Source organism: Sorangium sp. So ce381 (assembly GCF_051473845.1).
Lineage (GTDB): Bacteria > Myxococcota_A > Polyangia > Polyangiales > Polyangiaceae > Sorangium > Sorangium atrum.
The window spans coordinates 10083483-10108957 of record NZ_CP150336.1 but is presented as its reverse complement, the minus strand read 5'-3'; the positions used below and the strand labels follow the sequence as shown (position 1 = coordinate 10108957).

Below are 25475 nucleotides of genomic sequence, written 5' to 3'. Positions count from 1 at the left end.
CAGCCGCGCGCGAGGTCGCCTATCCTTGCCGCCCATGGCGCCCCGCCTGCCCCTGCTCCACCGCCTCGCCGGCGGGCTGGAGACCCGCCCCGTCAAGGCCGCGATCTCGCTCCTGATCCTCGTCTCGGTCCTGCCCATCCAGGGCCTCGACGAGCAGCTCCGCCCGTATTTCCTGGCGATCTTCGGCGTCGAGCTCCTCTTCCGGGCCGTCCTCCTCCGCCAGCGCGGCGACGGGCGGTCGCGCCTCGACGTGCTCCTCTTCGCCTTCGACATCATCGCCTGGATCAGCTTCCTGCCGCTCGAGCGGATCCTCGACGCGCACGCCGCCCACGCCCTCCCCATGCTGCGGCTCTCGCGGCTCTTCCTGCTCCTGCGCTTCACGCGCGAGATCGCGATCGACCTCTACGCGATCATGACGCGGCGCGAGCTGCTCGAGCAGTTCGGGCTCGTCACGCTGGCCGTCTGGGGGCTCGCGTTTGGCGCCTCGGTGCTGCTCAGCCACCTCGCGATCACGCACGACTACGATGGCAGCGGCCCGACCCCCGACACCACCTTCGTCGACCGGATCTGGTGGTCTTTCCGGCAGATCGAGAGCGCCGACAACCTCGTCGAGAACCTCCGGGTGCACCCCGTCGTGGCCGTCGTCTCGCTCGGCCTCACCATGGTGGGCGTCTTCATCACGTCGTTCATCATCGGCATCGGCGCCAACGTGGTCGATCAGGTCGTGCGCGCGGCGCGGCGGCGGCCGGTCCGCTACGCGGGGCACGCGCTCGTGATCGGCCCGGTGCACGAGGCGGAGATGCTGGTGCAGGAGTTCGTCCGGCTGTACGAGCGCCACCGCGCGCTCCGGAGCATCCGTCTCTCGGAGCTCTGGCAGTGGCTCGTCCGCCGCGGGCCCCCGCCGACCCGCCACGCGCTCCCGCGGATGGCGCTCCTCGGCACCGAGGACGATCCGCCTGCCTACCTCTACGCGCCGGGGATGCGCTGGGTGAGCTACCGCCAGGGGGACAGCGCGCAGCCGGAGGCGCTCGAGCTCGTAGGCGCCGCCGAGGCGAAGCGGGCGCTGATCCTCGCGCGGCCCGACGCGGGGCCCGACGCCGACGCCCTGACGGCCATGGCGCTCTCCTCGTTCCGGGCGCAGAACCCGCACGGCCACGTGTTCGTCGAGGTGCAGGAGAGCAAGAACCGCGACCTCATCCAGGCGGTGGGCGGGCCCGGGACCCATCCGCTCGACATGCAGCGGTTCCTCGGCTTCTTCCTCTGCCAGCACCTGCTCACGCCGGGCGTGGAGTCCCTCTACACCGACCTCATGACCGCGGACGGCTCCGAGTTCTACACGCACATCTTCCTGGGCGAGGAGGCGGTCGGAGCCGTCGGCAAGCTCGGCGAGGCGCCGAAGCACGAGCTCTCGTTCTCGGACATGGCGCGCGCTGCCTACGAGAAGCAGGTGATCCTCGCGGGTGTGTTCCTCGGGAACGAGGCGGCGGTGCCGAAGCGCGAGGAGGGCAAGCTCGTGTCGGTCGAGGGGCTCGTGCCGTGGCTGAATCCGCTGCTCGATCCGCCCGAGGGATCGCCGGCGTGGGCGCTCGGCGCGCGGGCGGGCCGGGTGCCGGCGCAGCGGCTCCGGGGGCTCATCGGCGTATCGGCGACCTACGCGCCGCTCCTGGACTACGGGCGAGAGCTCTACAGGGGGCGGGGGATCGAGAGCGCCGCGGCGTCGGGCGGCGCGACGGCGGCGCAGGCGTGGGCGGCGAAGCTCTCGCTGCACCTCAACGAGATCGAGCGGGTGCTCATCGTCGGGTACAGCGCCGCGCTGCCCTCGCTGCTGCACGCGCTCGCGAGGTTCGTGCCGGGCATCGAGGTGACGCTGGTCCTCGGGGAGCGCGGGGACGAGCGGATGCCGCTCGCCGACCGGCTCGCCTCGCTCGGCGTGACGCCGGGCCCGGGCGGCGCGCCGCCGGGCTCGGACGGGGCGATGCTCTCGCTCCCGCGCGGGGGCAGCGCGACGGTGTACACGCAGCACGGGCACGACCTCGCCTCGCTCGCGGTGCGCTGCGCGGCGCGCGGCGCGCCGCTCTCCGCGGCGGTGTTCCTGAGCGAGCCCGAGGGGCTCGATCGCGACGCGCGCACGGCGATGCGGGTCATCCGGTTCGCGCGGGCGCTGGCGAGCCGGGAGCTCGCGCACGGCAGGGGGCTGCATGTGCTCGCGGAGTTCTCCTCGGTGGCGAAGGGCGAGCACGTCCGGAGCCTCCTTGCCCCCGACAAGTGCGGGTTCGCCGTGCGGGTCAGCCTCGTCAGCACCGAGCGCATCAAGAACTACTTCATGGTCCACAGCGCCTTCGTGCCGGGCGTAACGGCTCTTTACGATGAGCTCCTCGGGGAGGGCGGGCAGGACCTCGTCCGCATCGAGGCGCCGCCGCCCGACGGGGCGGGGCAGGCGGGCGAGGAGCTCCGCTTCGACGAGATCCGGACGGCGCTCGCGCCCCGGGGCGCGATCCCCATCGCGCTGGAGGTCGAGGAGCCGAAGGAGGACCAGCTCGGGGGCGCGAGCCTCGTCGCGCAGCAGGGCGAGCCCGGGGGCGCGAGCCATGTCACGCAGCAGGGCGAGCGCAGGGTCGTGCACCTGAACCCGGCGCCGGAGAGGGCCTTCAAGACCGCGCGCATCCGCGTCGTGTACGCGCTCGCCCGGCGCGAGGATCTCGTGATCCAGGGCGCGCAGCGGCCGAGGCGGCGCGACGGCGGTGAGGCCGCGCTCGGCGAGGAGTCACCGCGGATCAGCGCCTGATTGCCTCGCCGCCGCGCCTCTTTTTCGCGCCTCGCCCGAAGTCGCGCGATCTTCGCGGCGAGATCTGTATCCTGGAGCCGTGCCCGAGCGCCCGGACCTGGAGTACGTCGTCCCGATCCTCGCGCGCGAGCTCGCCGGCGCGACCGTGTCCGCGGCGCGGGCCGAGAACGCGGTGGTGCTGCACGTCCTGCTCGCGGAGCGCCTCGACGCGCTCTTGCCGGGCGCCGAGATCCGGCGCGTGGCGCGGCGGGCGCACGCCGTGGTCTTCGAGCTCGAAGGGGCGCGCGCGCTCGATCTCGTGATCTCCCCGATGCTGGCAGGGCGGTTCTCGATCACGCGCCCAGGAGAGACGCGGATCCCGACCGATCTCGCGTTCTCGCTGACCCTCGGGGACGGCCGCGAGCTCAGGGTCCGAGACGACGTGCAGATGAGCAAGGTCCACGTGCTCGCGCGGGGCGATTTCGACAAGATCCCCGGGCTCCAGCGCGTCGGCCTCGACGTCCTCGATCCTCGTGTGTTCACGCAGGAGGCGTTCCGCGCCGCCGCGCGCGGGCGGCGCGACCTCGCCAAGGACTTCTTGATGGACGGGACGGCGCTCGACTCCATGGGAGACTCGTACGCCGACGAGGTGCTCTTCGAGGCAAGGATCCACCCGAAGGCGACCGTCCAGAGCCTCTCCGAGGAGGAGACCGACCGCCTGCACACGGCGATCGCTCATGTCCTCGGCGACGCGACCCGGACGATCGCTCGGCGCGCGCCTGCGCTGGACGAGAGGCTGCGCGACTTCCTCAAGGTCCGCGGGCGTCCGGGCCAGCCGTGCCCGCGCTGCGGCGACAAGCTCCGTCGCGCGAGCGTCCACGGGCACGACGCGATCTACTGTCCGGCCTGCCAGCCGGAGGCGCGGAGGACCGCAGCGGGCGATCCGCGCCGCGCCAGGCGGGAGCCGGGCTGAGGCGACGCCGGCTGCGGCGCCGGCCTGGGCACCTCGCCTGTCGCTGTCACCGCGACACGACGGGTCGACGCGGGAAAGCGCCGTTGCCACGTCGAGCTGCGTCGTGTGGTGTTGCGCTGGCGACCCGGCGCCACAGCGCTTCCGGCAGCGGCTCCGGCGGCGCGAGCCCCGCGCCCTCAGCCCTGCACGGGATGCTCACGCCCTGACAGCCACACTGGTTCTGGCCGCCGTCGGTGATATTTCCCTCTGTGCCGCTCACTCCGCGCCTCTTCTTCGGCGCCGCTGTGGTGCATTTTTCTTCTCACTGCATCGATGCATTTTTCTTCTCACTGCATCGACGTATCGCGCGCCGGCGCAAATCGAACCTTCGTGCGAGACGCGGTGACACCGAGCGGCGTTCTGAGCTACGCTGAGCGCCCCGCAGGAAACGCAGCATGCTTTGCAAATCCCATCTATCTGCACATCGCCTGGCCGGCGTCGCCGCGCTTCTCCTGTCGTTGCCGGGGTGCGTCCTCGAAACGAGAGGCACAGGCGGGTCAGGTGAATTCGAAGCTCAACCCGGAGGACCTGGCGGCGCTCCGGCGGAAGAACCCGGCGGAGCCACCGCAGGACAGCCTGACGGCGCTCCCGTCGAACAGCCGGGCGGCGCTCCCGACGAAGAGCCAGGCGGCGGTCCGGCGGAAGAACCTGGCGGGGATCCGGCAGAAGAACCCGGCGGCCCTCAGGTCGAAGAACCCGGCGGGGATCCGGCAGAAGAACCGGGCGGAACTCAGGGCGAAGAGCCCGGTGGCGCTCCCCGGCCGCTGTGCGGGGCGGCAGAGCCATCGCTGATCGCGTGCTTCGCGTTCGAGGGGAACCCCGACGACGCCTCGCAGCATCACTTCACGCCAGAGAAGGCGCGCAGCCTGGAGTACGTGCCTGGCCGGGCCGGCCAGGCGCTCTCGCTGACGATGGGGAGCAAACTCTACTTCCACCACGACGCCGCGTGGACCGCGTCCGCGATGACCATCGATGTCTGGATCAACCCCGCCTCGCTGCCGGAGAAGCGGCGATACACCGTGATCGACAGCGGCGGGAAGCCTTCGCTCTTCCTGATGCCGGGCGGACAGATCCGCTGCACCATGGGCGTCGAGCGGAACGTGGCTTACCCCATCGTTCCCGGGCAGTGGACGCACGTCGCCTGTCTCTCCGATGGCCAGACGCAGAGCCTCTACGTGAACGGCGTCGAGGTCGACCGGAGCCCCTCTGGCCCGGTGATCGCCTCCGGCGAACAGCCCGTCCACATCGGCTCGGACGAGCCGTCGGGGGCAGACGAGTTCAACGGGCTGCTCGACAGCCTCCGCATCTTCGGCCGGACGCTCACGCCCAAGGAGATCTGCGCGGCTGCCGGCGGCGGCTGCTGAGCTGGCGCGCACCGAACGGGGGGCTCTGGCCCGCGGGTCGGCTCATGGCCGTCGCCGCGGGCCGGCTTCGTGGCCGTCGCCGCAGATCGGCGGGCGAGCCCCGGCGCGACCGGCCACGGCGGCCCGAAGGAGGCGCGCTCTCGGCGCGCGGAAGGAGAAGCGGAGGGAGGGAAGAGAGCGAGAGCGAGAGAGGAGAGAAACGCCTCAGAAGGGGGCGTCGCGGAGCGTCTCCTTGTACTTCGTCTTGTACAGATCGTGACAGGCCTTGCAGCTCGCCTTGGCACCGTCGATGTCGCCCTTCTTGGCCTTCTCGATGCCCTCGTTCGAGATCGCGACCCACTTGTCCATGCCCTTCGGCGGCCTCGCCGCCACGTACTTCAGCGCCTCCGCGATCTTCGCGCCGTCGCCGCTCGTCGTCGCCGACTGCATCACCGACTTCATCCAGCCCTGCATCGGACAGGCCTTCTGTCCTTTTGCACCGCAGCCGAAATCCTTCTTCTCGGCGACGGAAGCGGGGAGGTCTGCGGTCCCGCCGGCGGCCCACGCGGCTCCAGCAAAGCCAATGCCGACGGTCATCAACACGGCACTCATCAGCTTCTTGCTCATCGACATCCGACGTCTCCTGTGGGTAAGGGCAAGCGCAGCGAGAGACATTGCAGTTCCGCGGGTGGAAGTCAACAGCCACCTTGGTCGCCCAGCCGGCTCGCGAACGCCGCGGAGTCCGAGACGGCGTCGAGGGACAAAAACTTCATCACAAACGCCGCCGAGGCGAAGATAACGTCAGGAGAGAAAAACTTCATTCATGATGTCCGCCCAGCGCTGTCTCCGTCCTCGCTCGCGCCGCGCGGACGCCCTGGCGCGACGCGAGGAGCGGAGGTTCCGGCCCGCCGGCGCGCGCCTCGGGGCCGCCCCTCCGGGCGCACGCCGCCTCCGCGCCGAAGGAGCGCGCCCACCCCCGGGCGCCGTCGGCCGGGGGTGGCGATTCCGCGAGCGAAGGACGCGTCGAGCATCGCCTCACCGGGTGGGCTTGGCGCTCTCTCCCTGGTGCTCGACATGACGCGATTACGCAGGTTCATCGACATGGCATGATGCGCTCTTCGATGCCTTTCAGATGCCTTGAACCGAGCCCGCCGAACACGGTACCCGGCGGAGCCCGCTCCGGCGCCGGAGCCGTTCGCCCATCACGGACGCCCTCCTCGTCGACGGCTTACCTGCGCTCGGTGCACCACCCGGACGGCCTGCACACACGCTCGTGTCCGTCGAGAACCCCTCGTTCGCACCGGCGGGCTGCCGGCGCGCGAAGCTCGGTCCTCCCTGAGCGCCCCGGCGTGTTCTTCGTGAGACTCCAGCCCTGACGCGTCGCATCGCGCATTCGATTCGATCGCGGCCGCCGTGGAGGTGAGTCGCCATACCATCCCGGGCCTGTATCCAGACCAGGAGGGCGGCGCGCGTGATATCGCTGGATTCACGGCCGTTGATGCGCGTCGGAGAGATCGTCGACGAGCGGTTCCAGATCGAGGGCCTCGCGGGCTCGGGCGGGATGGGGCACGTCTACCGGGCGCGCGACCGGCGAAGCGGCGACACGGTGGCTCTCAAGGTGATTCGCCGCGCCGACAAGGGCGAGCTGAGCCGCTTCTCCTACGAGGTGGAGGCGCTCTCGGCGCTGCGCGTCCCCGGCGTCGTCCGGTACATCGCCCACGGCGTCGCGGCGGGCGGCAAGCCGTATCTGGTGATGGAGTGGCTCGCCGGAGAGACGCTCGCCGAGCGCATCGCGCGGCGAGCGCTCACCCCCGCCGAGAGCGTCGACGTCGTCGCGCGCATCGCGGAGACGCTCGGCGCCCTCCACGGGCAGGGCGTCGTGCACCGCGACCTCAAGCCGAGCAACCTGCTGCTCGTCGAGGGGCGGCTCGATCGCGCGATGGTGCTCGACTTCGGGATCGCGCGCTTCCGGATCGACCAGCAGCTCACCCTGCCGGGCACAGTCCTCGGGACCCCGGAGTACATGGCGCCCGAGCAGGCGCGCGGCGAGCGGCGCGTCGACGCCCGCGCCGACGTGTTCGCGCTCGGCTGCGTGCTCTTCAAGTGCCTCACCGGGCGCGCCGCCTTCCAGGGCGCCGGGGCGCTCGCCGTGCTGGTCAAGGTGCTCCTCGACGAGCCGCCGCGCCTCCGCGAGGTCCGCCCCGACCTGCCGGACGAGCTCGACGCCCTCGTCGCCAGGATGCTCGCGAAGCAGCCGGACGGGCGGCCCCGCGACGGCGCGGCCGTCGCCGAGGAGCTCCGCGCGATCGACCTCAGCCGCGCCGGCGCGGCGGACGGCGCCCACCCTGCCGCGCCGGCGCCGGTCCTGGAGCTCACGAGCAGCGAGCGGCGCGTCACGTGCCTCGTGCTCGCGCACGAGCGCTCGGCGCCCGAGGAGGTGACGCGCTCGCAGGAGGAAGAGCAGGCGCGGGCGACGGGCCGCGCCGAGGAGCTCTACGCCCTCGCCGAGCGCTACCAGGGCCAGATCGAGCTCATCGACGCGAGATCGCCGCTGCTCGTGCTGACGAGCGCCGAGGCGGCCACCGATCTCGCCGCGCAGGCCGCGCGCTGCGCGCTCTCGCTGCGCGGGCTGCTCGGCGGCGCGCAGGTCTCGCTCGTGACCGGCCGGGCCGAGCTGACGTCGCGCATCCCGATGGGCGAGCTCATCGACCGGGCTGTCCAGCTCCTGCCGTCGCGCGGCGACCCGGGCGCGATCGCCGCGGTCCGCATCGACGAGGTGACGGCGGGGCTCCTGGGCGGCCGGTTCGAGACGAGCAGCGAGGGCGGCGCGCGCTTCCTCCACGGGGCCCGGGACGACCTCAAGGTGACGTCGGCGCCGGCGTTGCTTGGCAAGCCGATGGCGTGCTTCGGGCGAGAGCGGGAGCTCGGCGTGCTCGGCGCCGAGCTCGAGCGGAGCATCGACGAGTCGACCTCGGGCGTGCTGCTGGTGGTCGCGGCGGCGGGCATGGGCAAATCGCGGCTGCGGCAGGAGTTCCTCGAGAAGGTGTCGGCGCGCAACGCGCGAGCGGCCGACGGCGCGCGCGACGGAGGCGGCGCCGACCTGGCGGACGGCGCGCGCGTGGAGGTGTGGGTCGGCCAGGGCGATCCGATGAGCTCGGGCTCGGCGTTCGGGCTGCTGTCGCGCGCGCTGCGGAGCGCGATGGGCATCGTCGACGGCGAGCCGCTGGAGGAGCGGCGGCGCAAGGTGAGGGCGCGGGTCGAGCGCCACCCCGACCTCGACGTCGGGCGTGTCAGCGCCTTCCTTGGCGAGCTCCTGGGCGCGCCGTTCCCGGACGACGACATCCGGGTCGGCGCGGCGCGGCGCAACCGGCAGCTGATGGGCGATCAGCTGCGGCTGTCGTGGGAGGAGTTCATCCGGGCCGAGTGCGCGAGGCAGCCGGTGCTGCTGATCCTCGAGGACCTGCAGTGGGGCGACCTGCCGACCCTGACGATGGTCGAGGCGGCGCTCCGGAGCCTCCGGGATCTGCCGTTCCTGGTGCTCGGGCTGGCCCGACCCGAGGTGCACGAGGCCTTTCCGGGGCTGTCCCAGGGGCGCTTCGGCAACCAGATGATGCTGCCGCCGCTCACGCGCCGGGCGAGCGAGCGGCTGGTGCGCGCCGCGCTGGGCGACGAGGCGAGCGCGGAGCTCGTGGCCACGCTGGTGGACCGGGCCGACGGCAACCCGTTCTACCTGGAGGAGCAGGTCCGCGCGGTGGCGGCCGGCCACGGCGCGGACCTGCCGGAGACGGTGCTGGCGATGGTGCAGGCGCGCATCGAGGCGCTCGACGCCGAGGCGCGGCGCGTGCTGCGGGCGGCGAGCGTGTTCGGCCAGGCGTTCTGGCCGAGCGCGGTGAGCGCGCTGCTCGGGGGCGCCGAGGTGACGCGCTGGCTCTCGGAGCTGGAGCGCCGTGAGGTGGTCCACCGGCGCGGCCCCGGGCGGCTGCGGGGCGAGGTCGAGTACCGCTTCCGGCACGCGCTGGTGCGGGAGGCGGCGTACGGGATGCTGACCGAGGCCGACCGGCGGCTCGGCCACGCGCTGGCGGGCGCCTGGCTGGAGGGCGCGGGCGAGCCCGACGCGATGGCGCTCGCGGAGCACTTCGAGCGCGGCGCGGTGCCCGCGCGGGCCGCGGCGGCGTACCTGCGCGCGGCGCAGCACGCCCTGGAGGGCAACGATCTCGGCGCAGCGATCGCGCGGGCCGAGCGCGGGCTCGAGTGTGCGCCGGAGCCCGCGGTGGTGGGGGCGCTCCGGCTGGTCCAGGCCGAGGCGCATGTGTGGCGGGGCGATCTCGCGCTCGCCGAGCAATGGGGGACCGACGCGGCGCGGCACCTCGCGCCCGGCTCGGCGCCATGGTTCGCGGCCGTCACGCAGGCCGTCGCGGCCGCGAGCAAGCTGGGCGGCTTCGACCGCGTGGAGCGGTGGATGGGCGAGGCGGTCGTCATGACGGCCTCGCAAGGCGCGGAGAGCGCGAAGAGCACCTGTCTCTCCATGGGCGCCTCGACGCTGGCCTTCACCGGGCGGCTCGCGGTCGTCGACGCGCTCATCGCGGAGGTGGAGCGCGCCATGGGCGACGGGGCGTCGACCGGCGCCGGCACGGGGGCCGAGGTGGTCGCGGGGCTGCACCAGGCGCGCGCTTTCCGCGCCATGAGCGGGGGCGATCCCGGCGCCTGCGTCACCGGCCTGGAGGCTGCGCTCGTGGCGTACGAGCAGGTCGGCGACCGGCGCAACGCGTGCATCACCCGCGCGAACCTGGGCTACTCCTACGGGGAGCTCGGCGACTTCGGCGGCGCCGAGGCGGCGCTCCGCTCCGTGCTGGAGGCCACGGAGCGGATGGGTCTGCACGAGGTGGCGGCGGCGGCGCAGGCCAGCCTCGGGCAGGTCCTCGCTTACTGCGGCAAGCTCGTCGAGGCACGAGCCGTCGAGGAGGCGGCCCTCGCATCGAGCCAGCGGCTGGGCGACCCGCGCGCCGAGGTGGTGTCGCGCTCGTACCTCGCGAAGATCGCCCTTCTCGCCGGCGATTTCGCGGGCGCGGAGCGCGAGGCGCGCCTCGCCGAGGCGCTGGACAGCGCGTCGCCGTTCCGCGTCGCGGCCACGGCGATCCGCGCCCGGGCGCTGATCGGGCTGGGGCGCGCCGTCGAGGCGCTCGCGGCCGCCGGCGAGGCCCTGGCAGCGCTCGAGTCGCTCGGCGGGATCGAGGAGGGTGAGTCGATGATCCGGCTGGTCCACGCGGAGGCGTTCTCTGCGGTCGGCGACGCGAACAGGGCCGCTGTCGCCATTTCATCGGCGCGCGACAAGCTGCTCGACCGGGCCGCCAGCGTCCGCGATCCCGAGTGGCGGAGGCGCTTTCTCTCCCACGTCCCGGACAACGCCCGCACACTGGAGCTGGCGGCGCAGTGGGTCGGAATGAGTCGGAACTGAGCGCAGCTGAACGGAATCCGGCGTAACCGGGCGTAATCCGGCGTAACCGGGCGTAATCTGGCGTAACCGGGCGTAATCTGGCGTAACTACGCGCCGTTTTGCTACGGGCGAATCTGCAGCGGGCGTCAATTTAAGAGCTGACAGCCGCGGTGAATCACCGTACTCTAGCTTAGACGTGGAGAGTTCCCGGCTGTCGTTGTGCTGAACGACGCACCGGAGGGCGTGCTGCGATCGGGGAGCGTGGGTGCTCCCCTTGGCTCGCTACCGAGGTCTCATCACGTGAAAATCAAGGCTGTACTTGGATGCGCAGGTATCCTTTTCGTGGCTACTGGCTGCATGGCGCCCGAGCTGGAGCTCGAAGCGCATGCTGAAGAAATAGAGGAGCTCGACACGAGCGCTGACGCGCTCGCGAGCGGCAATGCGCTGAGCGCCAATGCGCTGACGGCCAATGCGCTGAGCGCCAATGCGTTGAGCGCCAACGCGCTCAGCGCGAACGCGTTGGCCCCGGAGGCGGCCTCTGCGCTGAAAGACCCCAGCGAGAGGGGCGACCTCTTCCGGACGCTCGTGAAGTACACGGTCAGCTGCGCCCTCAAAGAGTCCCAGTCGTTCCGTTTCTCCTGGACCGACCGCGCGGGCGCGACCCACAAGGAGGTTTATCCCGGACACCTCGGCCTCGCGCCCCGGTGGGACCGGCGCCCGCTCGATAAGGAGGGCAAGCAGATGGTCTCCGCGTGCCTCGCCGCCCACACGAACCGTTATGGCGTCTCGGTCCTTGTCTCGATGCGCTCCCGACAGACCCCGCTCTGCCACGAGGTCGAGGACGATGAGCTCGACGAGTACCCTCATGTCGAAGGGGCCTTCTGGGGGAACCTCTTCACGAAGACGCCGTACCTGCGCGCCTGCTACAACACCGCGAACGTCGATGTCTCGCGCTCGGCGAAGCGCGACTGCGCCGCCGGGCACGTCAATGCGGACGGGGAGATCGAGGGCTGCGGGATGATCGAGATCGTCGGGAGCTGCAAGGAGTCCTGCGGCAAGCTCGACCGTTCCGGGGAGTATTACAAAAGCTGCGATGATCCCGAGCTGGGCAAGACGCGCTACATCATCACCACCGCGCTGCGGTGACTCTCGCCATCCCGAGGAGAGGGGCCGCCGGTCATCTTCTCCCGCAGCAGCCCTGATCGGAGCCGAGCGAGCGCTCCTCCCTCCTTGGCCTCCTCGGCCTCCTTGGCGCGGGCGGCGTCGTCGGGCGAAGATGCGCGGCCATGGAGATGCATCAGGTCCGGTATTTCCTTGCGGTGACCGAGACCCGCAGTTTCACGCGCGCGGCCGAGCGGTGCGCGGTCTCGCAGCCCGCGCTCACGGCCGCCATCAAGAAGCTCGAGGAGGAGCTGGGCGGGCCGCTCGTCCTGCGCGAGCGCGGCGGCGCCAAGCTCACGGCGCTGGGGCAGCGCGTGCTGCCGCGGCTCCAGCGGCTGCGGGACGAGATGCAGGCCGTCCAGGTGATCGCGGACAACCACCGGCGCCTCAAGCAGGTGCCGCTCCGGGTGGGCATCCTCTGTACCATCGGGCCGGCGCGGCTCGCCGGCTCGCTGGCGGCGTTCCGCGCGGAGGCGCCGGGGGTGGAGCTGGAGATCGCGGTGGCCGTGCAGGGCGAGCTCCTGCGGCGGCTGGAGGAGGCCGAGGTCGACGTCATCGTCTCGAACCTCGGTGACGCCGTTCCGGACTGGTGCGTGGTGGCGCCCCTGTACGAGGAGCGCTACGTCGTGGTCCTCCCGCCCGGCCATCGCCTGGCCGCGCGCGAGGGCCTGCGGCTCGAGGATCTGGACGGCGAGCCCTACCTCGATCGGCTCGCCTGCGAGATGCGCGAGCAGGTGACGGGCGTGTGCGCCGCGCGGCGCGTGGACCTGTACGCGGCGTACCGCACCGATCGGGAGGACTGGGTCCAGAGCCTGGTGCACGCGGGGCTGGGTTTTGCCTTCATGCCCGAGCACTCGGTGCTCGTGACGGGCGCGTCGCAGCGCCCGCTCGTCGATCCGGCCCTCCGGCGCACCGTCGCGCTCGTGCGCTCGGGCGATCGCACGCCGGCGCCGGGCTTGCAGCTCTTCTGGGACGCGCTGCTCTCGCGCGCTGCCCGGGCGCGGCCGGTCATCCCTTCGCGGCGATGATGTCCACGTGCTCGATGACGGGCGGCGTGGCGAGCAGCTCCGGCGCCTTCGCCATGAGCGCGGCCGCGATGCGGCCCGCGAGGTGCTCCTTGCGCCCCACCTCGTCCGCGAATGTATCGAAGATGCCGAACGTCGACGGCCCGATGCGGAGCGCGAACCAGTGAACCGTCCGCGGCTCCTCGACGGCGAGGCCGACGGCGGAGCGGAGGAGGGCCTCGACCTCGGCCTCCTTGCCGGGCTTGGCCTCGATGCGGGCCAGGAGGGAGAGGGTCACGGCGGTCGGGGAAGCAGCGGTCATGGGATCCTCCTCTTCGGCGGCGCACGGCGCGCCGCGCTTCGGTGAGTAGAGTTGTAACGACGCGCGTCCGGCCGACCATTCGTTGTTCTGGATGGATCCATCAGCGCCGTGGATGGGCGCTTCACAGGAGGGGTGGCCGCCGTTCTTCGCCATGGCGCCGCCACCCTTGCGCTGGAGCGCTCCTCGGATTCTCCCGTCGTTTCGCGTCGGCATGGGGTGTGCTCGAGGCCGAGCGTCATGCCGACGCTCGAGCACAATGCCCTCGTCGAGATGTTCCGCGAGCACCCCGAGCTCGCGCCCCTCTGGCTCGCGACGCTCTTCCACCTCGAGGTGCCGTCACACGCCTCGGTCGGGGTGGTCGAGTCGTCGCTCGATCAGCTCATCCCGGTCGAGTTCCGCGCGGATCTGGTGCTCGAGCTTCGAGACGCGAGCGGCGCGCTCGTGCTGGCGATCGTCATCGAGGTCCAGCGCGACATGGATCCGGACAAGAAGTTCTCGTGGCCGACGTACGTAACGGTCGTTCGCGCCAAGAAGCGCTGCGGCACGGTGGTGCTCGTGATCGCACCGGACGCCTGCGTGGCCGCCTGGGCGGCGGAGAGCATCGACCTCGGCCTGGGCCTCGGCCACGTCGAGCCGTTGGTGCTCGGTCCGGCCGTCGTCCCCGAGATCACCGACCCAGCCGAGGCGGAGAAGGACGCGGAGCTGGCCGTGCTCTCGGCGGTGGCGCACGGCAATGGGCCGAACGGGTTCGCCGTGCTCCGGGCTGCGCTCGTTGCGCTTGGTCGGCTCGACCAGGAGCACGCCATGGTCTACTTTCAGGTCATCTGGAGCGGGTTGCGTGAGCCCATGCGGCGGGCTCTGGAGGCGTTGGTCATGGAACGGCAGATCGAAGACGATGCGAGGTTTCCGTTCGTGCGGGAGCTCATGGATCGCAGCGAGCTCAAGGGCCTACGTGAGGGCAAGCTCGCGGGCCTACGTGAGGGCGAGCTCAAGGGCAAGCGGGACACGCTGCTGCGGCTGCTTGCGCGCGCAGGGATCGCGGTGGCCGCGAACGAGAGCGCGCGCATTCACGCATGCACGGACATCGCGACCCTCGACCGCTGGATCGATAACGTGCTCGGGGCGAAGACTGCGACCGACGTGCTCTCCTGACTGGAACGCGCGGACCGCAAAGACAGGCGAGGAGGCCCTCTCTCCTGCGCGCCGCCGTGGAGGCGGGCACCTGCCAGTTGCTCGCCGTGGACCCGAGGAAGGCGAGCCCGTTCGACCGCGGCCAGTTTGTTCTTGATGAGATCACCGCGACGCTCGAGGGGCTGTTCGACGAAGGTCGACGCTCGATTGCCACTCTGAGCTGGACCTGAACCGTCCGTATCACGCCGCGATGCCCTGCAGCCGGCGGAGACAAGGCGCGCTCGACGTGCGCCGATGCCGCACCTACCGTCCTCGTCAACGCCGGTGACCTCGTAAGCGGATACGTCGCTCCGTGAGACGAAGCCATCGGCGCCTACCGCCATAATGATGGCTCGGTCCTCTCCGTCGCTTCCTTCGTACCTCCGCAGGTGTGCCACGCTAGCGTCGACCGCCTCGCCAGCAAGCAGCGCGTGACCGAACGTCGATGTGAACCACCGGTGGCTGCGCGCACGACAAGACACGGGCTGAGGCTCCTGGCCCGTTCCCGCGGCGTGAGGCGTCGAACAATGGGGCATCGGCTCGCTGGCGCGATGTCGTGACACGGGCATCGATCCCGGCGTGATGCCGTCTCGGGCGGAGACGGCCTGATCCTGCGATCCGCGCTCGGAGATTCCGGCTCGACGGCGCGGGGGCCGAGGTTATGGTGCGACCCCGCAGCGCAGTCGGGCCGACCCGTGGAGGGGAAGATGAACCAGGAAGAGCGGCAGGACGTAGCCACCTATCGCGTCGTCGTCGATCACGAGAAGCAGTACACCGTCTGCCCTGTCGAGCGCGCGATCCCCCGAGGGTCGCGGGAGGCCGGCAAGCAGGGATCCATCATGGAGTGCCTCGCTTATATCGAGCAGGCATGGGAGCGCCTGCGCGCCCCTGCGGAGGGATGCGCCCCGGCGGAGGTCGCTCGAGCGCGCGCGGAGTGGCTCTCCTGACGCCGCCATGAGGCGAGGATGGCGGCGACGACGAGGTGGAGCGGGCGCGAGGGCGTCCCTCCGCTCATGTCGACCGAGGCGCCGGGATCCCTCCACGCGGGCGTGGATCTGCGTCACGGCGCGATGAGGCGGATCTGCGTCTCGAGCGGATCGATCCCGCCCAGCACGGCGGCGCCGTGCGGTCCGGCGCGGCGACAGGCTTCCTCGACCGGGAGGCCGTGGGCGAGATAGAAGGTGAGCGCCCCGGCGAAGCTGTCGCCGGCGCCGTACTCGCCGAGGACGCGGGCGGGCGCGGGCGGCGCGTCGACCAGCGCGGCGCCCCCCGGGCGGAGGACGCGGACGGGGCGCGGCCCGTCGGTGAGCACCAGCGCGCCGGGGCAGGGGTCGTACGCGTCGAGCGGGGCGTTCTCGCGCGGATCGGAGGCGCTGCCGATGACCACGTCGGGCGCGATCGCCGCCGCCCGGAGCGCCGCGCCCCGGCGGGCCGTCACCACGAGGCGGCGCGCGGCGCGCGCGAGGCGCAGGCTCTCGGGGTCGGCGCCGGTGAAGTAGACGGCGTCGCAGCCGGCGAGGATCGACCACGGGAGCGGATCGGTCGCGGCGGGCTGGAGCGGGGCCCCCGTGACGATGATGGTGCGACGGCCCTCGGCGTCCACGACGACGACCACGCGCGGGTGGTCCACGGCGCGCACGGCCGCGTGGACGTGCACGCGCCCCGGCGCGACACGGATGCGCTCCTCGACGGCGCGCGCCGCCGCGTCGCGCCCGAGCGCGGTGAAGAGGTGGATCTCGGCGTCGCTCTGGCAGAGCTGCGCGAAGGCGAGGCCGCCGCCCCCGCCGGGCAGGAAGCGCGCGTCGAGCAGGTGAACGATGTCGCCCGGCTGAGGGACGCCCTCGGTGCGGCCGAGCGTCACGTGCTCGACGTGCCCCACGACGGCGATGCGCGGCGCTGCCATGCCGCTCGACATAGCACGGCGGTGCCGCGCCGCGCGGGCGCGTCCTGGCCGTCGCCCGGCCGGAGCACGCCCGCCTCCCCAGCCCCCCGCGCCGCCCGCCATGCCGGGCGGCGCCCCTCGCCGGGCATGGCCGGCGGCGCGTGCGGGAAAAGAGGATCGGTGTCTGTCAGAAGACGGACGGCCGCGGCGTAGGAACGGGGGTGGCCGGAGAGCCACACCTGATCCGCGTCGCAGCGCGCTCCTGCGCGCCGGTGCCAGCCGCCGTCGCGCGCTGGTGAACGGAGGCGCACGCGCGACGGCCGCGCGACACGCGACGCGCGACCCGCGGCGGAGCGCTGGCCGAAGGGCTTCGTATGCCCGGCTTCTCATCAACGATCCATGTCCAGAGGAGAGCAACACCGTGCTTACTCACGCATTCGACAGATCCATCCGGTACCCAGCGCCACGCCCCGCCGCCGCGCTCGTCGCGGGCCGCGGGAGGACGGGCGCATCATGAGGAGGCTTTGCAAAGGCGCGCTCCTCGCGGCGCTCGCCCTCGGGAGCACCATCGCGAGCGCGGGAGACGCGCGGGCCACAGAGGGCGCCACCGCCTTCTGGAACAACGCCGTCGAGGTCCAGGTGTCGGGCGGCGCCCTCACCCGCGGTCCGGGCTGGGGCTGGAGCGCCGGCGCCTCGTCGGTCCAGCAGATCGAGGCGGGCGACGGGTTCGTCGAGTTCTCCACGAACGAGGCGAACCGGACCAAGATCGCCGGGCTGAGCCACGGCGATGAGAGCCCGTCGTTCTGGGACATCGATTACGGGGTGCTCCTTCGCGCCGACGGGGGCGTGGAGATCCTCGAGCAGGGGTACGGGAAGGGCTACTTCGGGACCTACCAGGCCGGCGACGTCTTCCGCGTCGAGGTGTTCGATGGCCAGGTGCGTTATCGCAAGAACGGGGTCGTATTCTATACGAGCCACACGGGGCCCACCTACCCGCTCGCGCTCGACGCCAGCCTGCACGACGAGGGCGCGACCGTCACCAGCGCCCAGGTCACGAGCTGCGCGTCCGGGGACGAGAGCTGCATGCCGCCGGGGTTCTGGAAGAACGTCCGCTACGCCCCGGCGAACGGGACCTTGCTGACGCGCAGCCCCGGCTGGGGCTGGCACGCCGGGGCCTCGTCGGTCCAGCAGATCGAGGCCGGCGATGGGTTCGTGGAGTTCTCCACGAACGAGGCGAGCCTCGAGAAGATGGCGGGCCTCGGCAACGGCGACGCCGATCAGGGCTTCGGTGACATCGACTATGCGGTCTTTCTGCGCGCCGATGGAGGCCTGGAGATCGTCGAGCAGGGGGTTGGGAAAGGCTACTTCGGAACGTACCAGGCCGGCGACGTCTTCCGCGTGGAGGCGTTCAGCGGCCAGGTGCGTTACCGCAAGAACGGGCTCGTGTTCTACACGAGCGCCACGGCGCCCACCTACCCGCTCGGGCTCGACACCAGCCTGAACCACGAGGGCGCGACCATCACGAGCGCCCAGGTCGCGAGCTGCGCGGCCGGGGACACGAGCTGCATGCCGCCGGGGCTGTGGAGGAACGTCCGCTACGTCACCGCCAACGGAGGCGTGCTGACGCGCACCGCCGGCTGGGGCTGGCACGCCGGCGCCTCGTCGGCCGAGCAGATCGAGGCGGGCGACGGGTTCGTGGAGTTCTCCACGAACGAGGCGAACCTCCAGAAGATGGCGGGCCTCGGCCACGGCGACACGGACCAGGGCTTCGGAGACATCGATTACGCGATCTACCTGCGCGCCGATGGAGGCCTGGAGATCGTCGAGCAGGGGGTTGGACAGGGGTACTTCGGGATGTACCAGCCGGGCGATGTCTTCCGCGTCGAGGTGTTCAACGGTCATGTGCGTTACCGGCAGAACGGGATGGTGTTCCATTCGAGCAACACGGCGCCCACCTACCCGCTCGGGCTCGACACCAGCCTGAACCACGAGGGCGCGACCGTCACCGGGGCCCAGATCATGAGCTGCGCGGCCGGGGACGAGGCCTGCATGCCGCCGCAGGAGTGGAAGAACGTCCGCTACGCCACGGCGAACGGAAGCCTGCTGACCCGCGACGCCGGCTGGGGCTGGCACGCCGGGGCCTCGTCGGCCGAGCAGATCGAGGCGGGCGACGGCTACGTGGAGTTCTCCACGAACGAGGCGGACCTCCAGAAGATGGCGGGCCTCGGCCACGGCGACACGGACCAGGGCTTCGGAGACATCGATTACGCGATCTACCTGCGCGACGACGGGGGCCTGGAGGTCTACGAGCAGGGCGTTGGACAGGGATACTTCGGGCCCTACGAGGTCGGGGACGTCTTCCGCGTCGAGGTGTTCAATGGCCAGGTGCGCTACCGCAAGAACGGGATGGTGTTCCACACGAGCACCACGGCGCCTACCTACCCGCTCGGGCTCGACACCAGCCTGAACCACGAGGGCGCGACCGTCGCCGGCGCCCAGGTCGTGAGCTGCGCGGCCGGGGACACGAGCTGCATGCCCCCGGGGCTATGGCAGAACGTCCGCTATGCCACCGCCAACGGAGGCGTGCTGACGCGAAGCGCCGGCTGGGGCTGGCACGCCGGGGCCTCGTCGGCCGAGCAGATCGAGGCGGGCGACGGCTACGTGGAGTTCTCCACGAACGAGGCGAGCCTCCAGAAGATGGCGGGTCTGAGCCACGGCGACGTCGATCAGGGCTTCGGGGACATCGATTATGCGATCTACCTGCGCGCCGATGGAGGCCTGGAGATCTACGAGCAGGGCGTTGGACAGGGGTACTTCGGGACCTACCAGGCCGGCGACGTCTTCCGTGTCGAGGTGGTCAATGGCCAGGTGCGGTACCGCAAGAACGGGTTGGCGTTCCATACGAGCCTGACGGCGCCCACCTATCCGCTCAGGCTCGATACCAGCCTGAACCACGAGGGCGCGACCGTTACCGGTGCCCAGGTCGTGAGCTGCGCCGGGGACACGAGCTGCATGCCGCCGGGGTTCTGGAAGAACGTCCGCTATGCGCCGGCGAGCGGGGGCTCGCTGACGCGCGCCGCCGGCTGGGGCTGGCATGCCGGGGCCTCGTCGGTCCAGCAGATCGCGTCGGACGACGGCTACGTGGAGTTCTCCACGAACGAGACGAACCGGTACAAGATGGCGGGCCTTGGCCACGGCGACGCCGATCAGGGGTACGGAGACATCGATTACGCGATCTACCTGCGCGGCGACGGGGGACTGGAGGTCGTGGAGAACGGCTACGGACAGGGCTACTTCGGGACCTACCAGGCGGGCGACGTCTTCCGCGTCGACGTGCAGAGCGGCCAGGTCCGCTACCTGAAGAACGGGGCCGTGTTCCACACGAGCAGCGCGACGCCCACCTACCCGCTCGAGCTGGACACCAGCCTGTTCGATGAGGGCGCGACCATCACGAACGCGTCGGTCTCGGGCGCCGGCGGCGGGGGGGACCCGACCACCGGCTGTGGCGAGGTGGGGCCCGGCGACGAGCTCAGCGACATGAAGGTGCCCACGTTCTGCAATCACCCCACCACGATGCCGAACGGGGATGCGCCGCCCATGGGGCAGTACTTCGGCCATACGTGCACCTCGGTCGTGCTCCAGACCGTCTATTACACGCACACGTCCGGCAACCACAGCGGGCTCGACTTCTCCGTCCCGGCGCGCAGCCCCTTGTACTCGGTCGGCTATGGAAAGGTCATGTGCGCCGGGCCAGACGCCTGCGTGGGCAGGTACCCCACCGCCCGGGGCGCGCCCGCCCAGATCGATCTGACGATCCGCTATGGCTCGGTCTACGTCATCTACGGGCACGCCGCGTCGACCCTCGTCGCGGAGGGCGATCTCGTCGTCCCGGGGCAGGAGATCGGCGAGTCGTCGGACTGGCCGAACAACGATCACCTGCACTTCGAGGTCCGCCGCGTCGCCGACAACAAGGCGCCGAACCCGGTGCCGTTCTTCTCGCCGGACATCCGGGGCTATCTCGAGGGCACCGTCACCGACGCGCACTTCTGCACGGGGCACTTCGATGATCAAGCGGACGTGGGGTTCACGTCGACTACCCAGCTCGATGAGCGGCCGTGCACGGACGCGAACGACGGGACGACCGGCCCGATCCGCTGCCAGGAGGTGTGCGACTACAGCCCTGCGGACTGCGAGGTAAAAACCTACCCCAACGGGCGCAGGGAGGTGCACGAGTACTGCAGCGTATTCAGCTGCGGCGGCGGCACCTTCGCCTGCGGGCTCCGCCGGAACACGGCCGCCCAGGCGTGCCCGTGACGCCCGCGCCGTGACGCCGCCCATCATCGGCGTGCGCCGTTGAGCCGAGCTCACCGGCGCCGCCGCCCTGGGGGCCCTGGGGCCGTGGCCCCGGCACCTCGATCGAGCTTGCGCCGGGCGGACCGCTCGCTTTCGAGCGCAGGGCGTCGCGACGGCTCCTGACGCGTGCCAGGCGGCTTCCCGTCAGCGACGCACGCCGGACAGCCTCGGGCGTCGCTCGCCTCGGCGCAGGCGCGCGGCGCCCGCTGGCGAGCGCGGAGGGCCGCCGCTCGGGGGGCGACGGTGCGTCCGAGTTGCCTCAGGCGCAAAATCGGACCAATCGAGACCATGGAATCAGCAGCGGCGCGGCGCCCGTCAGAGCTCGGCTCCTCAGGGCAGGTAAGCCTGAGCACGCTCCTCGGGATCGCGACATTTCTCCTCACGGGCGCGGCGATCGCCGTGGTCGCCGCGCTCATGGTCGCCGCGACGACCATGCAGCAGGCCACCGGGATCCTCGGCGACGCGATCGAGAGCGTCCGCCTGGTGCACAGCCTGCAGATCGACCTCCTCCTCGATGCACATCAGATCAACCGCGACGCCGGGGCCGCCAGCGGCGGGCCGAGCTCCACCTTCCACGAGTGGGAGAGCGAGCTACGGAAGGGCCTTGCGGAGGCTCACCATTACGTGAGCAGCCAGGAAGAGAGCGACGTGCTCATCGACGCGGAGCAGCGCGTCGATGAATACCTCGTCGGGCGTCGAGCCGCCGATGCCGGCGGCCCACCCCCCTCGTCGGACGCGCGGGCGCCGGCCATCGATTCGCTCGCCTTCGACGAGGCGTTCAAGGCCCTCGATCGCCTCGTCGAGATCAACCTCCATCAGGCCCGTGCGTCCAAGGCGCTCATCGAGCGTCTGGGCGGGCGCGCGACCGCCGCCGGCGTCGCGGCCGTCATCTTCTTCATGGCCGGCGCGTCCTTGGTCCTCATCAGCGCGCGGCGGCTCGTCTACGGCCCCATCGTCGCGATCCAGGGGGCGATCGGCCGCTACGGCGCGGGGGACCGCGCAGCGCGCGCGCCGCTCGTCGGGCCGCGCGAGCTCGGGGACATCGCGCGGGCCTTCAACAGCACGGCGGAGTCGCTGGAGCGCCAGCGCGAGGCGCAGTTCGCGTTCCTCGGCGGCGTGGCGCACGACCTCAGGAACCCGCTCTCGGCGCTCCGGCTGTCGGTCGGCTTCCTCAACGACGGAGGCCCCCCGTCGGAGCCGCGCGTGCAGCGGACCATGGCGCTCGTCGGACGGCAGGTCGATCGCCTCGAGCGCATGGTCGGGGACCTCCTCGACGCGTCACAGATCGAGGCGTGCAAGCTCGAGCTCCGGGTCGAGGATCGCGATCTGCGCGAGCTCGTGCAGGAGGCGGTCGAGCTCTACCGCCCGGTCTCGCCGGAGCATCCGATCGAGCTCTCGCTCCCCGAGGCGCCGGTGCTCGTCCGCTGCGATGCGACGCGGGTCCAGCAGGTGCTCAACAACCTCCTGTCGAACGCGCTCAAGTACTCTCCCGCCGGAGGCCAGGTCGACGTGACGGTCCACGGCGGCACGGGCCGCGCCGAGATCGCGGTTCGCGATCGCGGGGTTGGGATCGATGCGGCGGATCTGGCGCACCTCTTCGAGCCGTTCCGGCGCCTCAAGGCATCGGCGGGCGCGATCCCGGGGACGGGCCTCGGGCTCGCCGTGGCGAAGCGCATCGTCGAGGCGCACGGCGGCCGCCTCCTCGTCGAGAGCGAGCAGGGCGCTGGCTCGGTGTTCCGGGTCGAGCTGCCGCGTGCTTCCTGAGGGGAGACGCGGCGCTCGAGGCGCTCGCTGCTGGAAGTGACCCCGCTCCGCCCGGCCGTGCGATCAGGCGTCCCGCCGCGCGCCGCCATCGGTCCTTGCGGCGCACCACCCGCCCCTCGCGCTCCAGCTTGATCGGGTGAGCCTCGAGGCTCAGCCGCGCGAGCGGCCAGACGAGCGGCGCCGTGTCCGCGTAAACGACCGGCAAGAGCGCCTCGAGCGTCGCGCCGGCCTCGCTGGCCGCCTCGAACTCCGCGACCACCTGCCACTCCCTCCCCAGCCGGTGCGCGACGTAGCGCGGGAACGGCGCCTCAACCACGCAGTCGGTGGACGACGCCGCCGGCGAGGCGCGCGGCGTCGTTGCTCACGGGCACGTCCAGCGACACGCCCGAGCCTGGTGCCACGCTGCCGGTGTGGCGTGGCCTCAGTCGCTCACATCCCAGAGCCGGAACGCGCCTCTCAGCGCGATCCACGCATCTGATTCTCCTCCGGCCAGTCTAAAATCTGTTGACATTCCAGATTATTGACATGCTCGTGCAAGTTATGCGCTGCCCAGCGTGCGCTGATGTTGACCTGCCGCCAAGCGGCAACCAGACTTCACTAAATACCCAAGCTTTATTGTAAAAGTAAAGCACGCAAATTTAGTAAAGTTCGTGCGCCAGTCGTTGCGGATGCTTAACTAAATTATTGGGCTTTACCTTTAGGTGAAGCTGGGCTATTTAGTGAAGTGTGGGGTCGCGCCCTTCCCAAGAGCAGCTACTCGAGGAGACGTCGGCTGTGCTCGCCGGTCTGCTCGACATGCCTGAGGACGACATCCAGGTCCTCGCCGGCTTGGCGCCCGAGGCCGATCGGGTTGTACTCGCGGCTGGGCATACGTTCGTCCTGGACGTCCTAGGCTCGGCCTCGCCGGGGTCACTTGCAGCCCACGGCGAACGGGTCGCTTCCATCACCCAGCGCCTGCGCAGGAAGGCCATCCCGCTGCTCGTGGTGCCCTTCATGACCGAGGCCGGCCGCCGCACCTGCGAGGGGGCACGCATCTCCTGGTTCGACCTGAGTGGCAACGCCCACATCGTCGCGCCAGGCATCCGCATCATTGTCGACGGACGTCCCAACCGGTTCCGCGGACCGGGACGTCCAGCGAGTCTCTTCGCCCCCAAGAGCGCGCGCGTTGTTCGCTGGCTTCTCATGCACGAGGGCCGCGCCCTCACGCAACGGCAGATTGCTCGCGCGACGGACATGTCCGAGGGCTTCGTCAGTCGCATCGTCTCGCGCCTCGAGCATGAGAGCTATGTGATCCGCGAGCCGACCGGCTCGCTTCGCGTGAAGGACCCTCAGCTGCTTCTCGACGCCTGGCGCGAAGAATACCGCTTCGACAAGCACACGCTCATTCAGGGCCATGTTGCCGCACGCTCGGGCGATGCGCTCACTCGCTTTGCGAGCGATACTCTCTCCGCAGCATCGATCGAGCACGCTGCGACTGGCCTCGCGGCCGCGTGGCAGCTCACGCATTTCGCCGCGTTCCGCATCGCGACCTTCTTCCTCGCAGCTCACCCGTCGAAAGAGTTGAAGGAGAAGCTTGGCTTCCGCGAAGAGGCGCGCGGCGCGAATTTCTGGCTCGTGGTGCCGAACGACATTGGTGTGTTTCAAGGCGCTAAGTCTCGTGATGGCGTGCGTTGCGTCGATGCGGTGCAGGCGTACCTCGATCTGAAGGCCCACCCGGAACGTGCGTCGGAAGCCGCCGAGCGTCTACGCGCCGAACTGCTCACTTGGAGACGCAATGACTGACAAGCCCAAGCGCGCGTCGGAGTACAAGAGCGAGCAGGTCGAACTCGTGCGCGCCACGTGCCTCTATGTCGCCACGAGGCTCGGCGACATGATGGACGACCTCGTCATCGTGGGCGGTCTAGTGCCCTCGCTCATCATCGACCAAGGGGCGCTTGCCGAGGACGTCGAGCCGCACGTCGGCACCCTCGACCTCGACGTAGGTCTAACGCTCGCGCTGCTTGACGAGGGCCGCTACCGGACGCTCACCGGGCGCCTGCGGGACGCTGGCTTCAAGACGGACAAGAACGACGCCGGCAAGCCCACGCGCCAGCGCTGGGCAATCACGAACTCCGGCACCGTGACGGTGGACTTTCTCATCGAACCGTCGCGTGATGGCGACAAGGGCGGCAAGCTTCGCGACATTGAGTCGGACTTTGCGGCGATCATCGCACCCGGTCTCCGGTGCGCGTTCCATGATCGCCTGAAGGTGACGCTCGAGGGGACGACCCTCTTCGGCGAGAAGGCGAAGCGCGATGTGTGGGTATGCGGCGCAGGCGCGTACGTCGTGCTGAAAGCACTCGCCTTCGACAGTCGCGGCGAGAACAAGGACGCGTATGACCTCTACTACGTAGTGCGGAATTACGGCGCGGGCGTCGATGACGTGGCAAAGCAACTTCGCCGACTGCTGGAGGACGACGCTGACGCACAGCGAGCTCTCACCATCCTGGAACGTGACTTTTCGAGCCCCGATGCGGTCGGTCCGATGCGCGTCGCGGCCTTCATCACTGGCGGGAAGGACGAGGACCTGCAGGCCGACGTCGTCGGTTTCGTGTTGCAGCTTCTCAACAAGGTCAGCAAAGTGATGACGGACGACGCGCTCGACCTCGAAAAGGGCGTCTCGCGCGCCTAACGTGAGTGTCAACCACCTCGTTCGACTCATCGATAATGCGTCCACTGGAACGGTCTCGTCGCGTAGAAGGCTGCCCGGTTGCCCAGCGGTTGACGGGTCTTCGCTAACTGACCGCGGAGTTCGGCGGCGACGAGCGCGAGCATTTCAGCTGACTCACCGCGGAGCCGGAGCGCGACTGCGCGAGCGTAGCTCCTGCGCGAGGGCAACGCGGTTAGCCGCCTCATGCACCCGCACACTCGTCACCGTGCACGAGGTCGGCTGGCACGAGGAGGCTTCGTCTTGGCGATGGAACTTGTGGATGGGAACCCTCCGGGGAGTGCTGCGAGACGCTGCTCTCCGCGCGGCGCGCTGACGGCCCGCTCCCGGTGGCGGCGTTAACCGTGTGACGGCCTCGCTCTAGAACACCGATCACGTTGAAACCCGGAGAATTTTCACAGGGAGGCGGGGAGGCGGGGAGGAAGAAGAAATGAATTTCTCCCTCTTGCCGTGTCTCGCTCCCCGCCTCCCCGCCTCCCTGTGAAATTCCTGCTTTTTCTCGAAGTTTCAACCCGTTTGTCGCTCTAGATCCGCCTGATTTCCCGTATTTCCGTGGTGG

The 25475-nt window shown here is 70.7% G+C and carries 17 protein-coding genes and 1 pseudogene; 14 read left to right on the top strand and 4 right to left on the bottom strand.

Features of this window, described 5'->3' with window-relative positions; translation table 11 throughout:
• Positions 1 to 34: 34 nt before the first annotated feature.
• From WMF29_RS37970 to WMF29_RS37955, 4 genes are all read left to right on the top strand, one after another.
• A complete protein-coding gene (locus tag WMF29_RS37970; RefSeq protein ID WP_437324985.1) occupies positions 35 to 2785 on the top strand; it encodes a hypothetical protein in 2751 nt (916 codons plus the stop codon).
• Positions 2786 to 2864: 79 nt separating this feature from the next.
• Positions 2865 to 3737, top strand: a complete 873-nt coding sequence (locus WMF29_RS37965) for a DNA-formamidopyrimidine glycosylase family protein (RefSeq protein ID WP_272103966.1) — start codon at positions 2865 to 2867, stop codon at positions 3735 to 3737.
• 540 nt (positions 3738 to 4277) lie between these two features.
• Entirely contained in the window at positions 4278 to 4568 is a 291-nt protein-coding gene (locus WMF29_RS37960) for a hypothetical protein (protein ID WP_437324984.1), read from the top strand.
• A 119-nt stretch (positions 4569 to 4687) separates the two neighbouring features.
• Positions 4688 to 5140 (top strand): LamG domain-containing protein, encoded by a 453-nt coding sequence (locus WMF29_RS37955; protein WP_437324983.1) that lies wholly within the window; start codon positions 4688 to 4690, stop codon positions 5138 to 5140.
• A 204-nt stretch (positions 5141 to 5344) separates the two neighbouring features.
• On the opposite strand, the gene WMF29_RS37950 is transcribed toward WMF29_RS37955, so the two are convergent.
• Positions 5345 to 5752, bottom strand: a complete 408-nt coding sequence (locus WMF29_RS37950) for a hypothetical protein (RefSeq protein ID WP_437324982.1) — start codon at positions 5750 to 5752, stop codon at positions 5345 to 5347.
• Between the two features lie 865 nt (positions 5753 to 6617).
• Here WMF29_RS37950 and WMF29_RS37945 point away from each other — a divergent pair.
• The 3 genes from WMF29_RS37945 to WMF29_RS37935 all read left to right on the top strand — a co-directional run bounded on the left by WMF29_RS37945 (position 6618) and on the right by WMF29_RS37935 (position 12742).
• A complete protein-coding gene (locus tag WMF29_RS37945; RefSeq protein WP_437324981.1) occupies positions 6618 to 10574 on the top strand; it encodes a protein kinase domain-containing protein in 3957 nt (1318 codons plus the stop codon).
• Positions 10575 to 10910: 336 nt separating this feature from the next.
• Positions 10911 to 11699, top strand: coding sequence for a hypothetical protein (locus tag WMF29_RS37940; RefSeq protein WP_437324980.1), 789 nt, complete (start codon positions 10911 to 10913; stop codon positions 11697 to 11699).
• A 140-nt stretch (positions 11700 to 11839) separates the two neighbouring features.
• A complete protein-coding gene (locus WMF29_RS37935; protein WP_437324979.1) occupies positions 11840 to 12742 on the top strand; it encodes a LysR family transcriptional regulator in 903 nt (300 codons plus the stop codon).
• On the opposite strand, the gene WMF29_RS37930 is transcribed toward WMF29_RS37935, so the two are convergent.
• Positions 12723 to 13040, bottom strand: coding sequence for a putative quinol monooxygenase (locus tag WMF29_RS37930; protein WP_437324978.1), 318 nt, complete (start codon positions 13038 to 13040; stop codon positions 12723 to 12725). The two genes, WMF29_RS37935 and WMF29_RS37930, sit on opposite strands and share 20 nt — an antisense overlap.
• Before the next feature lie 237 nt (positions 13041 to 13277).
• Here WMF29_RS37930 and WMF29_RS37925 point away from each other — a divergent pair, with 237 nt between their 5' ends.
• From WMF29_RS37925 to WMF29_RS37915, 3 genes are all read left to right on the top strand, one after another.
• Positions 13278 to 14192: a hypothetical protein gene (locus WMF29_RS37925; protein WP_437324977.1), complete on the top strand. Its 915-nt coding sequence runs from the start codon at positions 13278 to 13280 to the stop codon at positions 14190 to 14192.
• Positions 14193 to 14248: 56 nt separating this feature from the next.
• Positions 14249 to 14401: a hypothetical protein gene (locus tag WMF29_RS37920; RefSeq protein ID WP_437324976.1), complete on the top strand. Its 153-nt coding sequence runs from the start codon at positions 14249 to 14251 to the stop codon at positions 14399 to 14401.
• Between the two features lie 516 nt (positions 14402 to 14917).
• The gene (locus tag WMF29_RS37915) at positions 14918 to 15157 is read left to right on the top strand and encodes an MbtH family protein (RefSeq protein ID WP_437324975.1); all 240 of its coding nucleotides are present in this window, start codon (positions 14918 to 14920) and stop codon (positions 15155 to 15157) included.
• Between the two features lie 113 nt (positions 15158 to 15270).
• On the opposite strand, the gene WMF29_RS37910 is transcribed toward WMF29_RS37915, so the two are convergent.
• Positions 15271 to 16113, bottom strand: coding sequence for a PfkB family carbohydrate kinase (locus WMF29_RS37910; protein ID WP_437324974.1), 843 nt, complete (start codon positions 16111 to 16113; stop codon positions 15271 to 15273).
• A gap of 492 nt (positions 16114 to 16605) precedes the next feature.
• Here WMF29_RS37910 and WMF29_RS37905 point away from each other — a divergent pair, with 492 nt between their 5' ends.
• Complete coding sequence (locus WMF29_RS37905; RefSeq protein ID WP_437324973.1) at positions 16606 to 20406, top strand: M23 family metallopeptidase; 3801 nt, start codon at positions 16606 to 16608, stop codon at positions 20404 to 20406.
• A gap of 327 nt (positions 20407 to 20733) precedes the next feature.
• Complete coding sequence (locus WMF29_RS37900) at positions 20734 to 22209, top strand: ATP-binding protein (RefSeq protein ID WP_437324972.1); 1476 nt, start codon at positions 20734 to 20736, stop codon at positions 22207 to 22209.
• Between the two features lie 97 nt (positions 22210 to 22306).
• Here the strand turns inward: WMF29_RS37900 and WMF29_RS37895 are convergent.
• Positions 22307 to 22468 (bottom strand): annotated as a pseudogene (locus WMF29_RS37895) (MBL fold metallo-hydrolase); the annotation flags it as partial.
• A 536-nt stretch (positions 22469 to 23004) separates the two neighbouring features.
• Between WMF29_RS37895 and WMF29_RS37890 the strand changes: the two are divergent.
• Together WMF29_RS37890 and WMF29_RS37885 are read left to right on the top strand one after the other, a co-directional pair.
• A complete protein-coding gene (locus tag WMF29_RS37890) occupies positions 23005 to 23991 on the top strand; it encodes a type IV toxin-antitoxin system AbiEi family antitoxin (RefSeq protein WP_437324971.1) in 987 nt (328 codons plus the stop codon).
• A complete protein-coding gene (locus WMF29_RS37885; RefSeq protein WP_437324970.1) occupies positions 23984 to 24880 on the top strand; it encodes a hypothetical protein in 897 nt (298 codons plus the stop codon). The genes WMF29_RS37890 and WMF29_RS37885 overlap by 8 nt, the downstream gene beginning before the upstream one ends.
• Positions 24881 to 25475 lie beyond the last annotated feature (595 nt).